Genomic DNA, 17,192 nt, shown 5'->3' with positions numbered 1-17,192 from the left:
TGTCCGGGTGCAACCGACCCTGAGGTGGACCGGCGACGCGATCGAGATCATCGATCAGACGCTGTTGCCCGCCGAGCTGCGGGTCATCGAGTTGCGCACCGTCGACGACGTCGTCGACGCCATCCAGCGCCTGGCCGTTCGCGGCGCGCCCGCCATCGGGGTGACGGGCGCGCTCGGCGTGCTGCTCACGCACGGGGACCAGGCGGCGGCGGAGCGGATCGCGGCGGCACGGCCGACCGCGGTCAACCTCCGGTGGGCGGTCGAGCGGGTGCTGGCGTCCGCGGACTGGCACGCCGAGGCGCTCGCGATCCTCGCCGAGGACGTCGATGCGTGTCGCGCGATCGGCGAGCACGGGCGCACCGAGCTCGCCGGCGCCGCCCGGGTGCTCACGGTCTGCAACGCGGGGCGGCTCGCGACCGCCGGGATCGGCACCGCGCTCGCGCCGGTCTACGCGAAGGCCGAGGCGGGCGAGGCGATCGAGGTCTTCGCCTGCGAGACGCGACCGCTGCTCCAAGGCGCGCGGCTGACGGCGTGGGAGCTGCGGGAGGCGGGCGTGCCGGTCACCGTGCTTCCCGACGGCGCCGCGCCGTCGCTGCTCGCGCGAGGGGCGGTGGACGCGGTGATCGTCGGCTGCGACCGCGTGGCCGCCAACGGGGACGTCGCCAACAAGATCGGCACGTACTCGCTCGCGATCGCCGCCCACCGCCACGGCGTGCCGTTCTATGTCGCCGGGCCGCGCTCGACGCTCGACCCGGCGACCCCGACCGGCGCGGAGATCGAGATCGAGCAGCGCGACGGGGAGGAGGTCCGCGCGATCGCCGGCCTCGACGCGGGAACGGCGGTCTGGAACCCTGCCTTCGACGTGACCCCGGCGGAGCTCATCACCGGCCTGATCACCGACGCCGGCGTGCTGCGGCCGCCGTTCGGCCCCGCTATCGCGGGCGTGCTGTGAGGGCGGCCGTTTATCTCCGCGGCGGCGAGGTGCGCATCGAGGAACGCCCCGTCCCGCGGCCCGGGCCGGGCGAGGTGCTGGTCGCGATGCGCGCGTGCGGCATCTGCGGCTCCGACCTCCTGGACTGGTACGTCGATCAGAAGGCGCCGGCGGTGCTCGGGCACGAGCCCGCGGGCGTCGTCGTAGAGTCGGATGTCATCGCGGCGGGAACGCGGGTGTTCATCCATCATCACGTCCCCTGCGGCGACTGCGACGCGTGCCGGCGCGGCCACGAGACGCTCTGCGCGCAGTTCAAGGCGACGCGGATCGAGCCCGGCGGCTTCTCGGAGCTGATCCTCGTGCCGGCGCTCAACGCGGCGCTGGATCTGCTCCCGCTCCCGGACGCGGTGAGCGACGAGGCCGCGACGCTGATCGAGCCGCTCGCCTGCTGCGTCCGCGCTCTGGACCGTGCGCGGGTGGACGCCGGCACTCGCCTGCTCGTGGTGGGAGGCGGCCAGATGGGGCTGCTCCTCGCGCAGGCGGCGCTCGCCCGCGGCGCGGACGTGACCGTGGCGGAGCCGCTCCCCGCGCGCCGTGAGCTCGCGACCGCGCTCGGTGCCCGCGCGGTCGGGCCCGAGGACGCCCCGCAGGACCGGACCGTCGTCATGCTCGCCACCAGCGCGCCCGCCGCCTGGGATCTCGCGCTCTCCGCGGCGGACAAGGGCGCGGTGATCCAGTTCTTCGCCCCCGGAAAGCTCGGGCAGTACGCAAAGTTCGACGTCAACGCGCTGTTCTTCGACGAGCTCGAGATCCAGGCGAGCTACTCGGCCGGCCCGCGCGACACTCGCGCCGCGCTCGAGCTGATCGCCTCCGGCCAGGTCCGCACGCAGCCGCTGATCACGCATCGCTTCCCGCTCGCGGAGACCGCCGCGGCGCTCGAGATGGCACGCAGCCGCGAGGGCATCAAGGTGATCGTCACCCCGTGAGGGCCGCGCTGCTGCACGCGCCCGGCGACCTGCGGATCGAGGACGTCCCGGAGCCGACGGCCGGACCCGGCGAGGTCGTCCTCGCGATCGGCGCCGCCGCGAGCTGCGGCACCGACGTGAAGTCCGTCAAGCGCGGGCACCCCTCGCTCGGTCCATACCCGGCGCGGCTCGGGCACGAGTTCGCGGGCACGATCGAGAGCGTTGGCGACGGCGTGACCAACGTCCGGCCCGGTGACGTCGTCTTCTGCGCCAACTCCGCGCCCTGCGGCGCCTGCCGGCAGTGCGCGCGAGGCCGCGAGAGCCTGTGCGAGGACCTGCTCTACGTGCTCGGCGGGTTCGCCGAGAAGCTGCTCGTCCCGGCGCGTGTCGTCGCCAAGAACCTGCACCCGCTGCCGGACGGCGTACCGCTCGCGCTCGCCCCGCTCGCCGAGCCCCTGGCCTGCGCGGTCCACGCGCTGGACGGTCTCACCGTTGACGGTCCCGTGGCGATCCTCGGCGCCGGCTCGCTCGGGCTGATGCTGACGGCGCTGGTCGCCGACCGCGGCGGTCAGCCGGTCGTGCTCGACCCGCACCGCGAGCGGCTCGAAGCGGCCGCGCGCTTCGGCGCCGCGCACACGATCGTCGCCACGCGCGGACCGGCGGACGTCGCCGCCGCGCGCGAGCACCGCCCCGACCTCGTCATCGAGGCGATCGGACGTCCGGAGGCGTGGGAGCTCGCCGTCCAGATGGCCGAGCCCGGGGGCACGGTGAGCCTGTTCGGCGGCTGCGCCCGCGACAGCACGTTCACCGTGCCCACGGCGCGCGTGCACTACGAGGAGGTCACGCTCACCGGCACGTATCACCACGCGCCGCGCTACATCGCCCGCGCTCTGGAGACGCTCGCGGCGCGAAGGCACCCCTGGGGCGAGCTGCTCGGCCCGACGATCACGCTCGAGCAGCTTCCGGCGGCACTCGCCGGCCGCCTGCACGACCCGCAGCCCATGAAGTACGCGGTGTCGCCCGGTATTGACACGCACTAATGAGGCCGTGCGACGAACCGCGCGCCGTCGCGGTCGCCCACGCTCATGACGTGCTCATCGCGGGGGGCAGGAGTAGAGCGCCGGGAATGACCATCACAGCCGTGGCCGCGGTGGCGGCCGCTCTGCTCGCCGCCGCCTCCCCGGCGTCGGCGAACGTCCCGCTCACGCGCGTCAGCGCGGACCCGTTCACCAACGCGACGAGCCAGCACGCGACCGAGGTCGAGCCCGACACGTTCGCCTTCGGCCAGACCGTCGTGGCCGCCTACCAGGTGGGCCGCTTCTTCGACGGCGGCGCCACGGACGTCGGGTTCTCGCGCTCGCTGAACGGCGGCGCGACCTGGGGCGCGCCGGGCTTCCTGCCCGGGATGACGTTCAGCTCCGGGGCGGCGGTCCCGTACGAGCGCGTCAGCGACGCGAGCGTCGCCTACGACGCCAAGCACGCCACGTGGCTGATCTCCTCGATCCCGCTCCTGCCGAACACCGCCGTGCCGACGATCTTCGTCAACCGCTCGACCGACAACGGCGCCACGTTCGGGCCGCCCGTGTCGATCCCACCGACCTCGAAGAAGGTCGACCTCGACAAGAACTGGACCGTGTGCGACAACCACGCCGCGAGCCCCTTCTACGGCAACTGCTACACGGAGTTCGACAGCTTCGGCGAGGGCGACCTCGAGTACATGAGCACGTCGAGAGACGGCGGCGCCACGTGGAGCGTTCCGGTCTCGCCCCAGGGCAAGCCCAAGGGCCTCGGCGGCCAGCCGGTCGTCCGCCCGGACGGGACGGTCGTCGTGCCGTTCGAGAGCCTGAAGGGCACGATCTCCGCCTTCCGCTCCACCGACGGCGGCGCCAGTTGGACGAAGGAGACGATCATCTCGAAGATCAACTTCCACCCGGTGGCCGGCGACCTGCGGACGAGCCCGCTGCCGAGTGCCGAGATCGACGCCGCCGGGCGCACCTACGTCGCGTGGGAGGACTGCCGCTTCCAGCCGCGCTGCACCGCCAATGACATCGTCCTCTCGAGCTCGGCCGACGGCCTCGACTGGAGAGCGGTCAGCCGGATCCCGATCGACGACGTGGGCAGCGGGGCGGACCACTTCATCCCCGGTCTCGCGGTCGACCCCGCCACGACGGGACGCCTGGCGCTGACGTACTACTCGTACCGCAACGCCGCCTGCACCGAGGCGACGTGCCAGATGGACGTCGGCTTCACTTCCTCGCCCGACGGCGGAGCGCACTGGGGCGCGCCGACGACCCTCGCCGGCCCGATGTCCCTGACGGACATCGCCGACACGTCGCAGGGCCCGATGGTCGGCGACTACATCTCGACGTCGTTCAACGGGGTGGGCACGGCGGCCACGGTCTTCGCGATCGGCAAGCCGCACACCGGGACCGTCTTCGACGAGGGCATGTGGGCGCCGAGCACGCCGCTGCCGGTGACCACCGCCGCCACCCGCGCGGCGACGACCGAGGGCGCGGCCAACGGCCAGGGCGTCGGCGCGGCCCAGGCGGCCGTGCGCGGCGACTAGTACACGTACGGCGCTGTGAGCGGGTTCGCGAGCAGCGCCGTCCACTCCTCATCGCTCACCTGTGTCGGCCGGTCGCGGTCGGAGTCGACCGTGCACAGGAAGCCGAACGGCTCGTCGCCCGCGTTCACCCACCGGTGCGGCTGCCACGGTCCGCTGCGGACGAGGTCGAACGGCCGCAGCGCATGGACCTCGGCGCCGACGAGCGCGCGACCGGCACCGCGCACGCAGACGACCGCGTGCTCGTGCGCGTGGCGCTCCAGCGAGGAGAACCCGCCGGGCGCGATCTCGAAGTAGCGCACCTCGAACGACCTGCGGGCGAGCGTGGTGCGCGAGACGCCGCGCCACGCCATGCCGCGCCCCGTCCCGGGGTCGTCCTTGTACGCGCGGTCGGCCACGCCTTCCCACCGGAACGCGGCCGGGTCGAACGGGAAATATGTCATAAACCTGATCCTGTTTGATAGGTTTCGATCCATGCCATCGGAGCCTTCATGTCCGCGCTCGCCGACCGCGCGGTCGCCGACGTAAGGAAGATCCACCTCGAGATGATCGACGCCGTGCTCGCGGGCGGCGGCGTCGAGCCGGTCGCCGCGATCGCGGCCGAGCATCTCGGCGGGCCCGTCAAGATCGTGCTCGGCGACCTCACCGCGGGCGAGCGCGGCCGGCGGCGCAGCGCCGAGGTCCCGGTGCGCTCGGGCGAGGAGGTGCTCGGGCACGTCGCGCTCTACGACGCCGAGGCCGACCACGACGTGCTCGAGCTGGCGGCGATCGCCGCGCTGACGGCGGTCACGCTGCGCGACGCCAACATCACCCAGCGCCGGGCGACCGCCGACTTCCTCGACGACCTGCGCGCCCAGCTGCCCGCGACCGAGATCGTCGCCCGCGCACGCCGGCTCGGCGCCGACCTCTCGCACGGCGCGAGCGCGCTCAGCGCACGCGGCCACAACGAGCGAATCCTGGCCACGATCGCCCAGGACTTCCCGGGCGCGCTGGCCGCGCCGCGAGGCGATCGGGTCGAGGCGCTGCTGCCCGGCGACGACCCTGCCGCGCGACGGCTCGCGCGCCGGCTGGGGACCACGGGCTTGTCGCCGTTCGAGCCCGATCCCGCCGCGCTCGGCCGCGCACTGCACGTCGCCGAGCTCTCGGCGGAGCTGGACGCCGACCTCGACGACCTGCTGCGCGGCAGCCAGCGGCTCCTGCTGGCCAGCGACGCGGCGGCGCGGCAGGCGCTGGTCGACTCGACCATCGGCCCTGCGGGCGAGCTGAGCGAGACCGTGCGCGCGTACCTCGCCCACGGCGCGAACATGAACGCGACCGCGGCGACGATCTACGCGCACCGCCACACGGTCGCCAGCCGCCTGGATCGCGTGCGCGCGCTGACCGGCCACGACCCGCTCACACCGCTCGGCCAAGCGCAGCTCGCGCTCGGTCTCCAGGCCCTCGACATCCAGCGCGCGGCGACCAGACTGTCCGCGAGATGACGTTTTGGCGCCCCCGAATGCGTCGACCGTTTGGACGTGGTCGATCCGAGGAAAGGTACGTGGTGCGCCCGCGTGCCGAACCAAACCCGTCCCCGCCTACTGCGAACGGCTTTCCCGAAGAACGAGCTGACCCCTCGTCATTGACCGACTCGGCCACGCGGGCGCTGACCCCTCACCAGGAGCGTGGGTGCGGGGGCTTGGACATGACCTCGATGCGGTGCCCGCCCGGGTCGGTGGTGAAGACGCGCGGCGCGTTCCACGCGTTGGAGCCCTCGCGCACCGTGAAGCCGTTCGCCGCGAGGCGCTCGAGCGTCGCCTCGTAGTCGTCGGCGATCACGGCGACGTGGCCCTCCCGCGCCGCGATCGGGTCGTCCACCGGGACGAGATGGATCTGCGTGCCCTCGCGCTCGACCCACGTGAACCGGTCGCGCAGCATCGGCGGCGGCTCCATCTCGGTGAAGCCGAGCAGTTCCCAGAAGGCGACGCAGGCGCGGACCTGGGCGGGCGTGACCTCGAGCGTGACGTGTTGGAGCATCGTCAACCGGACGGTACATCCCTCGTCCTCTCATCCGGCTTATGGAAGATCAGCGGCGGCCTAAAACGAGGGGGTTCGTTTTGCGTAGCAAGAGACGGTCGAAGCTGCGGATGCTGGTGCTCGCGCTGGGTGCGCTCGCCCTGCTGAACGTGGTCGCGTTCACGCGGTCGACGACCCACGACGCCGCCACGGGCGTCGCCGGGTTGGTGGTGCCGCCCGAAGTCGAGTCGATCGCGGCCGGCCAGCCCGACCCGGATGAGTACCTGGACCTCAAGCAGAGCTCGGCGAGTCCGGTGAGCGAAGCGCAGGTCAAGCAGGCCCAGGCGCAGGCGGCGGACGTGCCGGCGGCGGCGACGGGGCTCGCGTGGCAGCAGCTCGGGCCGTACAACGTGGGCGGGCGCGTGGTCGACGTCCAGGCGGACAAGATCAACGCCAACGGCGTCTACGCGGCGGTCTCGGGCGGCGGCGTGTGGCACAGCGCCGACGCGGGCGCGAACTGGACGCCCGTGTGGCCCAACGACCAGACCCAGACGATGGGCGCGCTGGCGCAGGACGCGAACGGCACGCTGTGGGCGGGCACCGGTGAGGCGAACCCGCCCGGCGGCGGCCTGACCTACTTCGGCGACGGCGTCTACAAGTCGACCGACGGCGGCGCGCACTGGACCAACGTGGGCCTGCGCGAATCCGCCTCGATCGGTCGGATCGCGATCGATCCGTCCAACCCGGACACGGTCTTCGCGGCCGCCGCGGGCCACGTCGCCCGCTCCGCCGCGCAGCGCGGCCTGTACCGCACGACCGACGGCGGCAAGAGCTGGCAGCTCGTGCTCGCGCCGACCACCGACACGACCGGCGCCATCGACGTCGCGATCAACCCGCAGAACCCGAAGATCGTCTACGCGGCGATGTGGGACCACAAGCGCAACAACGGCGCGCGCGTGTACGGCGGCGTCGGCTCCGGGCTGTTCCGGTCAAAGGACGGCGGCGACACCTGGGAGCGCCTGCAGAACATCGTCGATCCGCTGCCGGCGTACGACCAGACGCAGACCGGGCTCAAGCAGGACGCGAGCCTCGGGCGGATCGGCGTGACGATCGCGCCGTCAGACCCGAGCCGCATCTACGTCGTCTCCGGCTCCCCGTACGGGCCGGACAAGGGCTTCTACTACTCCGACGACGGCGGCGACAGCTTCCATGTCGGCGGCCGCGCCTACCAGTCGTCCTCCGGCTACCAGTGGTGGTTCGGGCGCCTGTGGGTCGACCCGCTGGACAAGAACCACATCTTCAACGCGGACGTCGCGCTGCGGACGTCGACGGACGGCGGCAAGACGTGGACGGCGATCAACGCCCCGCACTCCGACCAGCACGGGATGGACTGGGACCCGCACCAGCCGGGCCGCGTCTACCTCGGCAACGACGGCGGCATGTACCGCTCTGACGCCAACGGCGTGAACGGCTCGTGGGTGAAGGCGACCAACGAGCCGTGGAACCAGAGCTACCACCTCGCGATCTCGCAGCAGAACTCGCAGCGGCTGACGACGGGTCTGCAGGACAACGGCTCGGTCCGGACGTGGACGGCCGCGGCGCCGTCGCCGACCGACCCGGCGCTGACGAACTGGAACTCGTACGGCGGCGGTGACGGGCACTGGAACGTGATCGACCCCGTCGACCAGAGCTACTACTACGAGTGCTTCCAGCCCTCGCCGCCGCGGCACTCGTGCGGCGGGTTCCACGACACCGCGACGGCGACCCAGTCGCTGACGATCTCCAACAACGGCTGGCCGGCGAACCAGCGCTGGACGACCGACACGCCGATCGTCGTCGACCCGAACAACGACGCCGTGATCTACCTCGGCGGAACCGTGCTCGGGCGCTCGGTCAACCGCGGCGGCGCGTTCACGATGATCTCGCCCGCCGACGACGCGAACTCGCTGCCCGGCCCGGTGCCGCCCGACGAGAACGACCTCGGGCCGTTCTACGCGAACGAGTACGCGACGATCACGTCGATCGCGCCCGCGAAGTCGGCCGGCACGGTCCCGTACGCGCAGACGCTCTACGTCGGCACCGACACCGGCCGCGTGTGGAAGACGACGGACGCGGGCGCGACCTGGACGCGCCTGACCGGGGTGCCGGAGCGCTGGGTGAACGCGATCGTCGTCGACCCGGCCGACGCCAACCACGTCTACGCCGCGTTCTCGGGCTACCGCGAGGGAAGCGATGCGGCCAACGTCTACGAGTCCCACGACGGCGGCGCGACGTGGGCGAACATCTCGCAGAACCTGCCGAACGGGCCGGTCGAGATGATCACCTACGACGCCGCGCACGACGTGCTGTTCGCGGCCACCGACGTCGGCGTCTTCGACCACAAGGACGGCGACGTGGCCTGGTACAAGGTCAGCATCGGGCTGCCGACCGTGCCGGTGCTCGACGTGAAGCTGAGCGGCGACGGCAAGTACCTGTTCGCGGCGACGTTCGGCCGCAGCGTCTGGAAGCTGCCGCTCTCGGTCGACGCGACCGACGGCGGCGGGACCGGCGGGGCGGTGCCGGCGACGCTCGGGCTGACGGTCGCTCCGGGCGCGTCCTTCGGGGCGTTCACGCCTGGGGTCGACAAGGACTACACGGCGTCGACGACCGCCGACGTCGTCTCGACGGCGGGCGACGCGACGCTCTCCGTGAGCGATCCCGGCCACCTGATGAACGGGACGTTCGCGCTCCCGTCCCCGCTCGAGGTCGCGTTCTCGAAGTCGGCGTGGACCGCGCCGGTGTCGCACGACCCGGTGACGATCTCGTTCAAGCAGCACATCGGCGCCACCGACGCGCTGCGGACCGGCAGCTACTCGAAGACGCTGACGTTCACGCTCTCGACGACGAACCCGTGATGTAGCCGACGCCCAGGCGCTCGTCCGCGAGCGCCTGGGCGCGCGGTGCGTCGAGCACGACCTCGTCGTCTTGGACGAGCACGATCCGGTGGGCGTGGCGGGCGAGCGCGAGCTGCTCGTCCGCGATCAGCACGGTCAGTCCTTCGAGGGCAGCGGCGACCGCCTGCACCGCCGGCGGCGCGAGCCCGGCGCTCGGCTCCTCGAGGATCAGCAGGTCCGGCGCGCCCATCAGCGCCCGCGCGATCACCAGCAGCTGCTGCTCGCCGCCCGACAGCGTCCCCGCCTGCTGCGCCTCGCGCTCGGCGAGTCGCGGGAAGCGCTCGCGCACGCGCGCGAGACGCTCCTGGACCGCGGCCTTGTCGCGCCGGTCGCGATAGGCGCCCACCGCGAGGTTCTCCGCGACGGTCAGCGACGGGAAGACCGGCCGCCCGGCGGGTACGTGCCCGAGCCGCTCGCGGTACGCGGCGGCGACACGCGAGGCGGCGCGCACCGGCGCGCCGTCGTGCCCGACGACCGCGAGGAGCTCGCCCGGCGCGACCGCGATCACGCGCGCGCCTCCGCCGGCACCCCGCCGCCCCCGCGCGTCGCGCGGGGCTCCGCCGGCATCGCGCCGCCCGCGCGCGTCGCGCGGGGCCCGGCCGGCACCGCGCCGCCCGCGCGCGTCGCGCCAGGCCCCGCCGGGACGGCGCCGCCCCCGCGCGTCACGCCGCGGCCCCCAGGTACACGCGTTGCACCGTCGCGTCGGCGATCACCTCGGCGGGCGTGCCGTGCGCGATCGCGCCGCCCTCGTCGAGCACGGTGACGACGTCCGCGAGTGCCGAGACGAGCCGCAGGTCGTGCTCGACGACGAGGATCGCGCGACCGCTGTCGGCGAGCTTGCGCAACGCGCTCGTCAACGTCTCGCGCTGGGCGTTCGTCAGCCCGGCGGCGGGCTCGTCGAACGCGAGCACGCCCTCGCCTGTCGCCGCCGCCAGCGCGACCGCGAGCAGTCGCCGCTCCGCCGGCTCCAGGTCCCGTCGGTCATCGAGTCCCACCAACTTCAGATAGGTGACGGCACGGTCCTCGTCCAGCAGCGAGAGCTGTTGCAGCGGGGTCAGGGCGGCGAAGCCGGCATCGCGCTGGAACGTCCGGGCCACGCCGAGGGCGCCGATCGCGGTGGTCTTGCCGCTGCCGTTCGGGCCGATCAGCGCGTGGATCTCGCCGGCGCGCAGGTCGAGGTCGAGGCCGCGGAGGATCTCGCGGCCGCCGAGGGTCACGTGCAGGTCGCGGACCTTCAGCTCGCCACGCGTCGACGGGAGCGGCGCGACGCCGGGTTCCATGACGCCCGGCGGCGAGGAACGCTGGGCGCGGGCCACCGCGGCGGCGAGCAGGACCAGCGCGGTCAGCCAGTCGGGGAGGTGGGGGAGGGCGACGATCACGGCGATGCCCAGCAGCGGGTTGCGGGTCGCCGCGAGGGCCGCGGCGAAGAGCTGGAGCGCGAGCAGCGGCGAGACGTCCGCCGGGGCGGCCACGCCGAGCAGCACGGCGACGCCCGCGCCCGCCGCGGCCGCGCAGGCGCCCGCGAGCGCGAGCGCCTCGACCCGCCGTGCCTCGATCCCCAGCGAGCGCGCGAGCTGCGCGTCGTCCCGGCCGGCGAGCGCGCCGAGCCCTGCCGGCGACCGGCCGAACCGCACGCTTGCGCCGTATGCGAGGACGCAGAGGATCGCCGCCGCGATGACGTGCACCCGCGGCGTCAGCGTCAGTGTCAACCCGAGCGGCGTCTCGACCGTGTCCAGCGCGGGGCGCGTCAGCCCTTCGCCGCCGCCCGACAACGATGGGAACCCGAGCAGCACGACGTACGCCAGCCAGGCCAGCGCCCACGTCGTGAGCGCGACGAACGCCGGCTCGGCCCGCGCCACCAGCGCCCCGGTCGCCGCGCCGGCGACGGCGCCGAGAACGACCGCGAGCAGCACGGCGCCGCCGATCGGCAACCCCGCCCGCTCGAGCTGCAACGCCCCGACCCCGCCGACAGCCGCGAACGCGCTCGCCGCCAGCACAGGCAACCCCGCAAGCCGCACCGCCGGCGCGAGCCCGAACACGGCGACGAGGAGGTAGAGGTCGCGGGCGAGCTCGGTCATCGCTCCAGGAGCCCGCGCGGCTTCGTCGCCGCCAGCAGCACGAGCGCGGCGAGCACGGCCGTGTCCGCCCAGCGGGCGCCGAGGCCCGGCCACGCCAGGATCAGCCCCTCGACCGCGCCGACGACGAGCCCGCCGGCCAGAGCGAGCCGGAGCGAGCCGAGGCGGAAGAGCAGCGCGGCCGTCATGCCCTTCAGGCCCAGCAGGACCCCGTCCTGGAGGCCGATCGGCGCCTGCGGGGCGATCAGGAGCCCCGCGAAGCCGGCCAGCGCGCCCGCCAGCGCGAACGCGACGAGCACCACCCGCTCCGTGGGAACGCCGAGCAGGGCCGCCGCGCGGGCGTCGTCGGCGACCGCGCGCATGACCGCGCCCGCGCCCGTGAGCGCGAGGGTGCGCTCGATCGCCACGCCCACGGCGACGCCCAGCGCGAGCACCTCGAGCGCGCGCACCGGCACGGTGACGCCGCCGCCGAGCGCGATCGTTCCCGGCGACCCCAGCGGGTCCGGCAGCGCGTACGCCTGCTGCGCGAACGGCAGCGCGACCAACTCGCGCACGAGCAGCCCCGCGGCCAGACCGCCCGCCACCCAGCCGAGGACGTCACCGCGGAACGGCCGCACCGCCACCACATACATCGCCATCGACAGCAGCGCGCCGGCGACCAGCGCGACCACGGCCAGCGCGACGACCGACCCGACGCCGAGCGACGTCGCGACCGGGGTCGTCCCGATCACGGCCAGCACGGCGACGAACACGGCGCCGATGACGACGTCGCCGTGCGCGAGCGCCAGGACGCCCGTGAGCCGCTGGACCAGCGCGAAGCCGAGCGCGATCAGCCCGTAGGCGGCGCCCGTGGCCAGACCGGTCACGAGCGCCTGGACCGCGACCGGCCCGCTCAACTACGAGACCGTGTAGCGGATCCGGATCTTGCCCTCGCAGAGCGGAGCGACCTGGATGTCCACCGTGTGCTCCGGGCCCTTCAGGTGCGCCTCGGCCTCGGCCCCCTCTTCCTGGTCGGTGCTCAGCGACTGGTAGCTCTGGTTCTGGACGAGCTCGTTCTGGGCGTCATCCCGCCGCGACGCGAGATCGTCGGGCGTGCCGTCGAGCACGGCGTAGAAGCGCGTCGTCTTGCCGAACGGGCCCTCGGACTTGTAGACGTGCGCGTACGCTGGGACGGAGAGATCGGCGGGCGGCTTGACCTTCGGATCGCCGTCGAGGTCGCCGGCCTCGGCACAGTCCTTGCTGCTGGCGCCCTCGGCCTCCTGCTCCTCGCGCTCACGCTCCGCCTCGGAGTCGCCGTCCTCGCCCTCGGCCTCCTCGGTCTCGGCCTCGGACTCCGGCGTGGACGTCGACGCCGGCGTCTCGGTCGCGGCGGGCGTCGCTGAGGCGGTCTTCTCGTCATCACCTCCGCAGCCGGCGACGAGCAGGGTGAGAACAGCGAACAGCAATGCGGGCAACGCGCCAGGACGAACAATCATGTGGGAACCCCTCCAGGACCCGGGTTTCCCGGCAATGATGACGGTTACAGCGCGAGTACGACCGCGACCGCGATGCCGGCGACGACGAGCGCGGCGGTCAAAAGCGCTGGTGTGAGGCGCCGTGGCGCGCGGCGGCGTCCGGGTTCGAGGACGCTGAGGCGAGGCGGTCGGGCACGGCGGAGCGGCAAGCTGCGGGCGATCTTATGTTGCCGGCGCAACCGTTCCAACTGGCGGATCGCTCAGTTCCCTGCCCCAAATGGAAGCTTTGCGTTCCAGTCTTTCGCGCTGCGGCCGATTGATCACTCGTGGATCAAGTATCTGAGTACCTACCGATGTTCCTGGCCGAGGGCCGGGAGCACCTTCAGGAGCTCAACCTCGCGGTCGTGCGAATCGAGGAGACCCCGGACGACCGCGAGACGGTCGACGAGATCTTCCGGATCGCGCACTCGCTGAAGGGCATGAGCGCGACTATGGGCTTCGCCGGGATGGCGGCGCTCACCCACGAGATGGAGAACGTCTTCGAACTTCTCCGTCAGCGGAAGAATGGTCTCTCGCGTGAGGAGATCGACGTCTGTCTCGAGTGTCTCGACATGCTCGAGGCCGCCGTGGACGCGATCGACGACACCGGCGCCGAGGCTATTGCCCCCGACCCGCTCATCCAGCGGCTCAAAGCGCTCGTCCGCGAGGACGGGGGCGAGACGGCCGACGGGGACGCGCCGAGCGAGATCGAGGCGCCGAGCGACCTGAGCGAGATGGCTCAGGGCCGCCGCGTCGTCCAGATCACGGCCACGCTGCGCGACGACGTCGACATGCCGTCCGTGCGCGCCTACATGGTCCTCGCCGCCGCCGCGAAGCTGGGGGAGACGCTCGCCTGCGTGCCCGCGCCCGCCGACGTCGACACCTTCAACGGCCGCGAGATCGTCGCCTGGCTCGTCAGCGAGAACACCGACGGCGAGTTGCACGCCGCGGTCTCCCGCATCCCTGACGTCGCCGAGGCCGAGGTCACCGAGGCCGTCGCCGACGCCGCCGTCGACGGCGTCGAAGAGGTCGAGACCGCCGCGGCGGCCGCCGCCACGCCGGCCGCCCGCGCCGAGACGACCAACCGCCCGCACCATGGCTCCTCCACGGTCCGCGTCGACGCCGAGCGGCTCGATCAGCTGATGCACGCCATGGGCGAGCTGGTCCTCAACCGCACCCAGGTCGAGGTTCTCGCGGCGCACGCCGAGGTCCCCGGCCTGCAGCAGGCGATCCAGGGCCTGACCCGCACGTCGCACGCGCTGCAGGCGATGGTCATGCAGGTGCGGATGATCCCGGTCGAGGCCGTGCTGCTGCGCTTCCCGCGGCTCGTGCGCGACCTCTCGGTCAAGCTCTCCAAGCAGGTCGAGCTCGAGCTCATCGGCAAGGACACGGAGCTCGACCGCTCCGTGGTCGACTCGCTCGGCGACCCGCTCGTGCACCTGATCCGCAACGCGCTCGACCACGGCCTCGAGGGGCCGGCAGAGCGTGAGGCGGCGGGCAAGGAGCCGACCGGCAAGGTGACGATCGAGGCCCGCCACGCCGGCGGCAACGTGCTCATCTCGGTCAGCGACAACGGCCGCGGCATCGACCCCGAGCGCGTCGCCCGCAAGGCGCGCGAGCGCGGCCTGATCGGCGACGAGCAGATCGACATGGCCCGCGCCGCCGAGCTGCTCTTCCACCCGGGCTTCTCGACCGCCGACACCACCTCGGACATCTCCGGCCGTGGCGTCGGGATGGACGCCGTCCGCGTCGCGATCCGCGAGCTCGGCGGCGAGGTCACGCTGCTCTCCGAGCTCGGCAAGGGCACGACCGCCGAGATCCGCCTGCCGCTCACGCTGGCGATCATGACGGCGCTCATCGTGCAGGCCGACGGCCGCCCGTTCGCGATCCCGCTCGATCGCATCGAGCGCACCGTCCGCACCTCGGACCTGCCGATCCGCAGCGTCGCGGGGCGGCAGATGCTCGTCCTCAACGACGGTGTCCTGCCGCTGGTCGACGCCGCCGAGCAGTTCGGCGGCTCGCCCGCGACCGACGCCGCGTACGCGGTCGTGGTGCGCGGCAACGGCGAGCGGCTCGCGTTCGCGGTCAGCGTCCTCGACGGGCAGCGCGAGTTGGTGACGCGCCCGCTGCCGCCGGAAGTCTCCGAAGGATCTGCGCTTTCGGGAGCCGCCGTGCTCTCAGACGGGCAGATCGCCCTGATCGTCGACTGCGACGCAGTCGCGGAAGCCACACAACCCCGAGGAGTAGTGGCCGCGTGAGCGCGACCTACAACGACATCCAACTCGACGCTCTACGCGAGCTCGCGAACATCGGCGCGGGCAACGCGTCGACCGCCCTCTCGGGCATGCTCGGCCGCCCGGTCGACCTCACCGTCCCCGACGCCCGTGTCGTCCCGATGGGACAGGCCGTCGAGGAGATGGGCGCGCCCGAGTCCGAGGTCACGGGCATCGCGCTCGGCGTCGAGGGCGACATGCCGTCGATCGTGCTCATGCTCCTCACACCCGCGGACGCCGCTGCTGTCTGCGGCCTGCTCGGCCTGGAGCCGGACTCGGAGTACGCCGAGTCGGCGCTGGGCGAGATCGGCAACGTCGTCGGCACCTCGTACCTGAACGCGCTCGCCGGCATGACCGGTCTCGCGCTCGAGCCGACGCCGCCCGCGACCGCGACCGACATGCTCGGCTCGCTCGTGGAGACCGTCCTCGCCACCCGCGCGGCGGTCAGCGACGAAGCGCTCCTGCTCGACTCCAGCATGATCGTCGAAGGCGAAGGCTGTTCGATCGTCTTCCTGCTGTCTCCCGACCACGGTGGTGCCGGTGAGCTGCTGAGCCGCTTGGGCGTGTCATGAGCGACACGATGGTCCGGATGGGCGAACTCGCCGCATCCAAAACGCCTGGTGACACGCTGGTCACGCTCGGCCTCGGCTCGTGCATCGGCCTGGTGCTGCTCGATCGCCGGATGGGCGTCGGCGGCCTGGCCCATGTCGTCCTGCCCGATTCGGGCGGCCACACCGAAGTCAACCGCTTCAAGTTCGCGGACCACGCCGTGCCCGAGCTGATCAACCGCGTCTGCGCGCTGGGTGCCCGTCGCCCGATGCTCGAGGCCGTGCTGGTCGGCGGCGCGAGCATGTTCGCCGCGATCGGCGGCTCGATGGAGGTCGGCGCCCGCAACGAGGCCGCCGTCAAGGCCCAGCTCGCCAGCGCCCGCATCCGCGTCCACGCGTCCGCCACCGGCGGCTCGCGCGGCCGCACCGTCCGCGTCGACCCGAAGACCGGCATCGTCCTGGTCCGCGAGGCCGGCGGCAAGGACGGCCAACTCTTCCCCTCAACTTCCAACAAGCTCCCCACACGAACCCTTCAGGAGGTGGCCTAACCATGGCCCGCGTTCTTGTCGTCGACGACGCCGCGTTCATGCGCAAGATGGTGTCCGACGCCCTTTCGAAGGCCGGTCATGAAGTGATCGGCGAGGCCTGCAACGGTGCGGAGGCCGTCGAGTCCTTCCGCGCGCTCAAGCCCGAGCTCACCACGCTCGACATCACGATGCCCGAGAAGGACGGCCTCCAGGCCCTCGGCGAGATCATGACCCTCGACCCCACCGCCCGCGTGATCATGTGCTCCGCGCTCGGCCAGGAGTCCAAGGTCCTCGAGTCGATCAAGCTCGGCGCGCGTGACTTCGTCGTCAAGCCCTTCCAGCCGGCCCGCGTGCAGGAGGCGGTCGCGAAGGCGCTCGCCTAAGCACTCCCTGTTGCGTCGTTCGAAGGCCCGCCCGTTGTGGCGGGCCTTCGTCGTTTAAGGGGCCGTGGCATCGGTGGGCGCCGCCTTGTTGCGGGGGCGTACCGGTCTTCGGGAACGGCCTAGCACCGAGGGAGGGGGGACGCTGCTGCGCCCCGGCCCCGCCGGTCGTGCCGCCGTCCGCCGTGGCGCCTGGCCACGGTGACTCGCCGCGCCGTGCAGGGAGACCGTCAAGTTACGGGCCACGGAGACAGAGCGAGGATGGCGGATGACCCCGATCGGCAGCGGCGCCTCTCGCCGAGGGCGCGTGATCGCTTTTCGGTCCCCGGGCGGGTTGGGCGAGGGGGGTGTGGACGCCCAGTGCGGTCAGACCGCACTTAGCGTCCGCACCCCCATCAACGCGCCAGCTCGAACAGTCCGATTGTGGTCGAGAAGCGCCGCAGCCGCCGAAAGCGACCACAACCGCTCCTCGCACTGTCTCCGTGGCCCGTACCTTGACGGTCTCCCTG

The 17,192-nt window shown here is 72.8% G+C and carries 16 protein-coding genes; 10 read left to right on the top strand and 6 right to left on the bottom strand.

The genetic code is table 11. The features are described from left to right. The first annotated feature begins 7 nt into the window (after positions 1-7). The 4 genes from mtnA (at position 8) to G569_RS0143650 (ending at position 4,462) form a co-directional block, all read left to right on the top strand. The gene (mtnA, locus tag G569_RS0143665) at positions 8-952 is read left to right on the top strand and encodes an S-methyl-5-thioribose-1-phosphate isomerase (protein WP_028068082.1); all 945 of its coding nucleotides are present in this window, start codon (positions 8-10) and stop codon (positions 950-952) included. Then, a complete protein-coding gene (locus G569_RS56725; RefSeq protein ID WP_053227871.1) occupies positions 949-1,917 on the top strand; it encodes an alcohol dehydrogenase catalytic domain-containing protein in 969 nt (322 codons plus the stop codon). Before mtnA ends, G569_RS56725 begins: the two co-directional genes overlap by 4 nt. Next, positions 1,914-2,936, top strand: coding sequence for a zinc-dependent alcohol dehydrogenase (locus tag G569_RS0143655; protein ID WP_028068081.1), 1,023 nt, complete (start codon positions 1,914-1,916; stop codon positions 2,934-2,936). Before G569_RS56725 ends, G569_RS0143655 begins: the two co-directional genes overlap by 4 nt. Positions 2,937-3,022: 86 nt before the next feature. Beyond that, a complete protein-coding gene (locus G569_RS0143650) occupies positions 3,023-4,462 on the top strand; it encodes a sialidase family protein (RefSeq protein WP_037503527.1) in 1,440 nt (479 codons plus the stop codon). Here G569_RS0143650 and G569_RS63595 read toward each other — a convergent pair. After that, positions 4,459-4,902: a cupin domain-containing protein gene (locus G569_RS63595; protein WP_028068079.1), complete on the bottom strand. Its 444-nt coding sequence runs from the start codon at positions 4,900-4,902 to the stop codon at positions 4,459-4,461. The genes G569_RS0143650 and G569_RS63595 overlap by 4 nt on opposite strands. A 48-nt stretch (positions 4,903-4,950) precedes the next feature. Here G569_RS63595 and G569_RS0143640 point away from each other — a divergent pair, with 48 nt between their 5' ends. Next, positions 4,951-5,940, top strand: a complete 990-nt coding sequence (locus tag G569_RS0143640; protein ID WP_028068078.1) for a PucR family transcriptional regulator — start codon at positions 4,951-4,953, stop codon at positions 5,938-5,940. Positions 5,941-6,112: 172 nt separating this feature from the next. Here G569_RS0143640 and G569_RS56720 read toward each other — a convergent pair whose 3' ends face one another. Beyond that, entirely contained in the window at positions 6,113-6,475 is a 363-nt protein-coding gene (locus G569_RS56720) for a VOC family protein (RefSeq protein ID WP_157592724.1), read from the bottom strand. Between the two features lie 80 nt (positions 6,476-6,555). Here G569_RS56720 and G569_RS56715 point away from each other — a divergent pair, with 80 nt between their 5' ends. Then, on the top strand, positions 6,556-9,348 hold the full coding sequence (locus tag G569_RS56715) for an exo-alpha-sialidase (RefSeq protein ID WP_157592723.1): 2,793 nt from the start codon (positions 6,556-6,558) through the stop codon (positions 9,346-9,348). Here G569_RS56715 and G569_RS56710 read toward each other — a convergent pair. The 4 genes from G569_RS56710 to G569_RS0143605 form a co-directional block, all read right to left on the bottom strand. Then, entirely contained in the window at positions 9,323-9,895 is a 573-nt protein-coding gene (locus tag G569_RS56710; RefSeq protein WP_053227869.1) for an ATP-binding cassette domain-containing protein, read from the bottom strand. The genes G569_RS56715 and G569_RS56710 overlap by 26 nt on opposite strands. A gap of 154 nt (positions 9,896-10,049) precedes the next feature. After that, positions 10,050-11,465, bottom strand: a complete 1,416-nt coding sequence (locus tag G569_RS0143615; RefSeq protein ID WP_028068077.1) for an ABC transporter permease subunit — start codon at positions 11,463-11,465, stop codon at positions 10,050-10,052. After that, the gene (locus G569_RS0143610; protein WP_028068076.1) at positions 11,462-12,358 is read right to left on the bottom strand and encodes an ABC transporter permease subunit; all 897 of its coding nucleotides are present in this window, start codon (positions 12,356-12,358) and stop codon (positions 11,462-11,464) included. The genes G569_RS0143615 and G569_RS0143610 overlap by 4 nt, the downstream gene beginning before the upstream one ends. Further along, entirely contained in the window at positions 12,359-12,937 is a 579-nt protein-coding gene (locus G569_RS0143605; RefSeq protein WP_157592722.1) for a hypothetical protein, read from the bottom strand. 332 nt (positions 12,938-13,269) lie between these two features. Here G569_RS0143605 and G569_RS0143600 point away from each other — a divergent pair, with 332 nt between their 5' ends. From G569_RS0143600 to G569_RS0143585, 4 genes are read left to right on the top strand one after another with little or no spacing between them, the layout of a single operon-like run. Continuing rightward, positions 13,270-15,213 carry a chemotaxis protein CheA gene (locus G569_RS0143600; protein ID WP_028068074.1) on the top strand — a complete coding sequence of 648 codons (1,944 nt, stop codon included), beginning with the start codon at positions 13,270-13,272 and terminating at the stop codon, positions 15,211-15,213. Then, the gene (locus G569_RS0143595) at positions 15,210-15,800 is read left to right on the top strand and encodes a chemotaxis protein CheC (protein WP_028068073.1); all 591 of its coding nucleotides are present in this window, start codon (positions 15,210-15,212) and stop codon (positions 15,798-15,800) included. The genes G569_RS0143600 and G569_RS0143595 overlap by 4 nt, the downstream gene beginning before the upstream one ends. A gap of 17 nt (positions 15,801-15,817) precedes the next feature. After that, positions 15,818-16,324: a chemotaxis protein CheD gene (locus tag G569_RS56705; protein WP_169542387.1), complete on the top strand. Its 507-nt coding sequence runs from the start codon at positions 15,818-15,820 to the stop codon at positions 16,322-16,324. A gap of 2 nt (positions 16,325-16,326) precedes the next feature. Further along, positions 16,327-16,686 carry a response regulator gene (locus G569_RS0143585; RefSeq protein WP_028068072.1) on the top strand — a complete coding sequence of 120 codons (360 nt, stop codon included), beginning with the start codon at positions 16,327-16,329 and terminating at the stop codon, positions 16,684-16,686. Positions 16,687-17,192: the final 506 nt, after the last annotated feature.

The sequence above is a fragment of the Solirubrobacter soli DSM 22325 genome (assembly GCF_000423665.1).
GTDB lineage: Bacteria > Actinomycetota > Thermoleophilia > Solirubrobacterales > Solirubrobacteraceae > Solirubrobacter > Solirubrobacter soli.
This window is presented reverse-complemented; position numbering and strand designations above follow the sequence as displayed.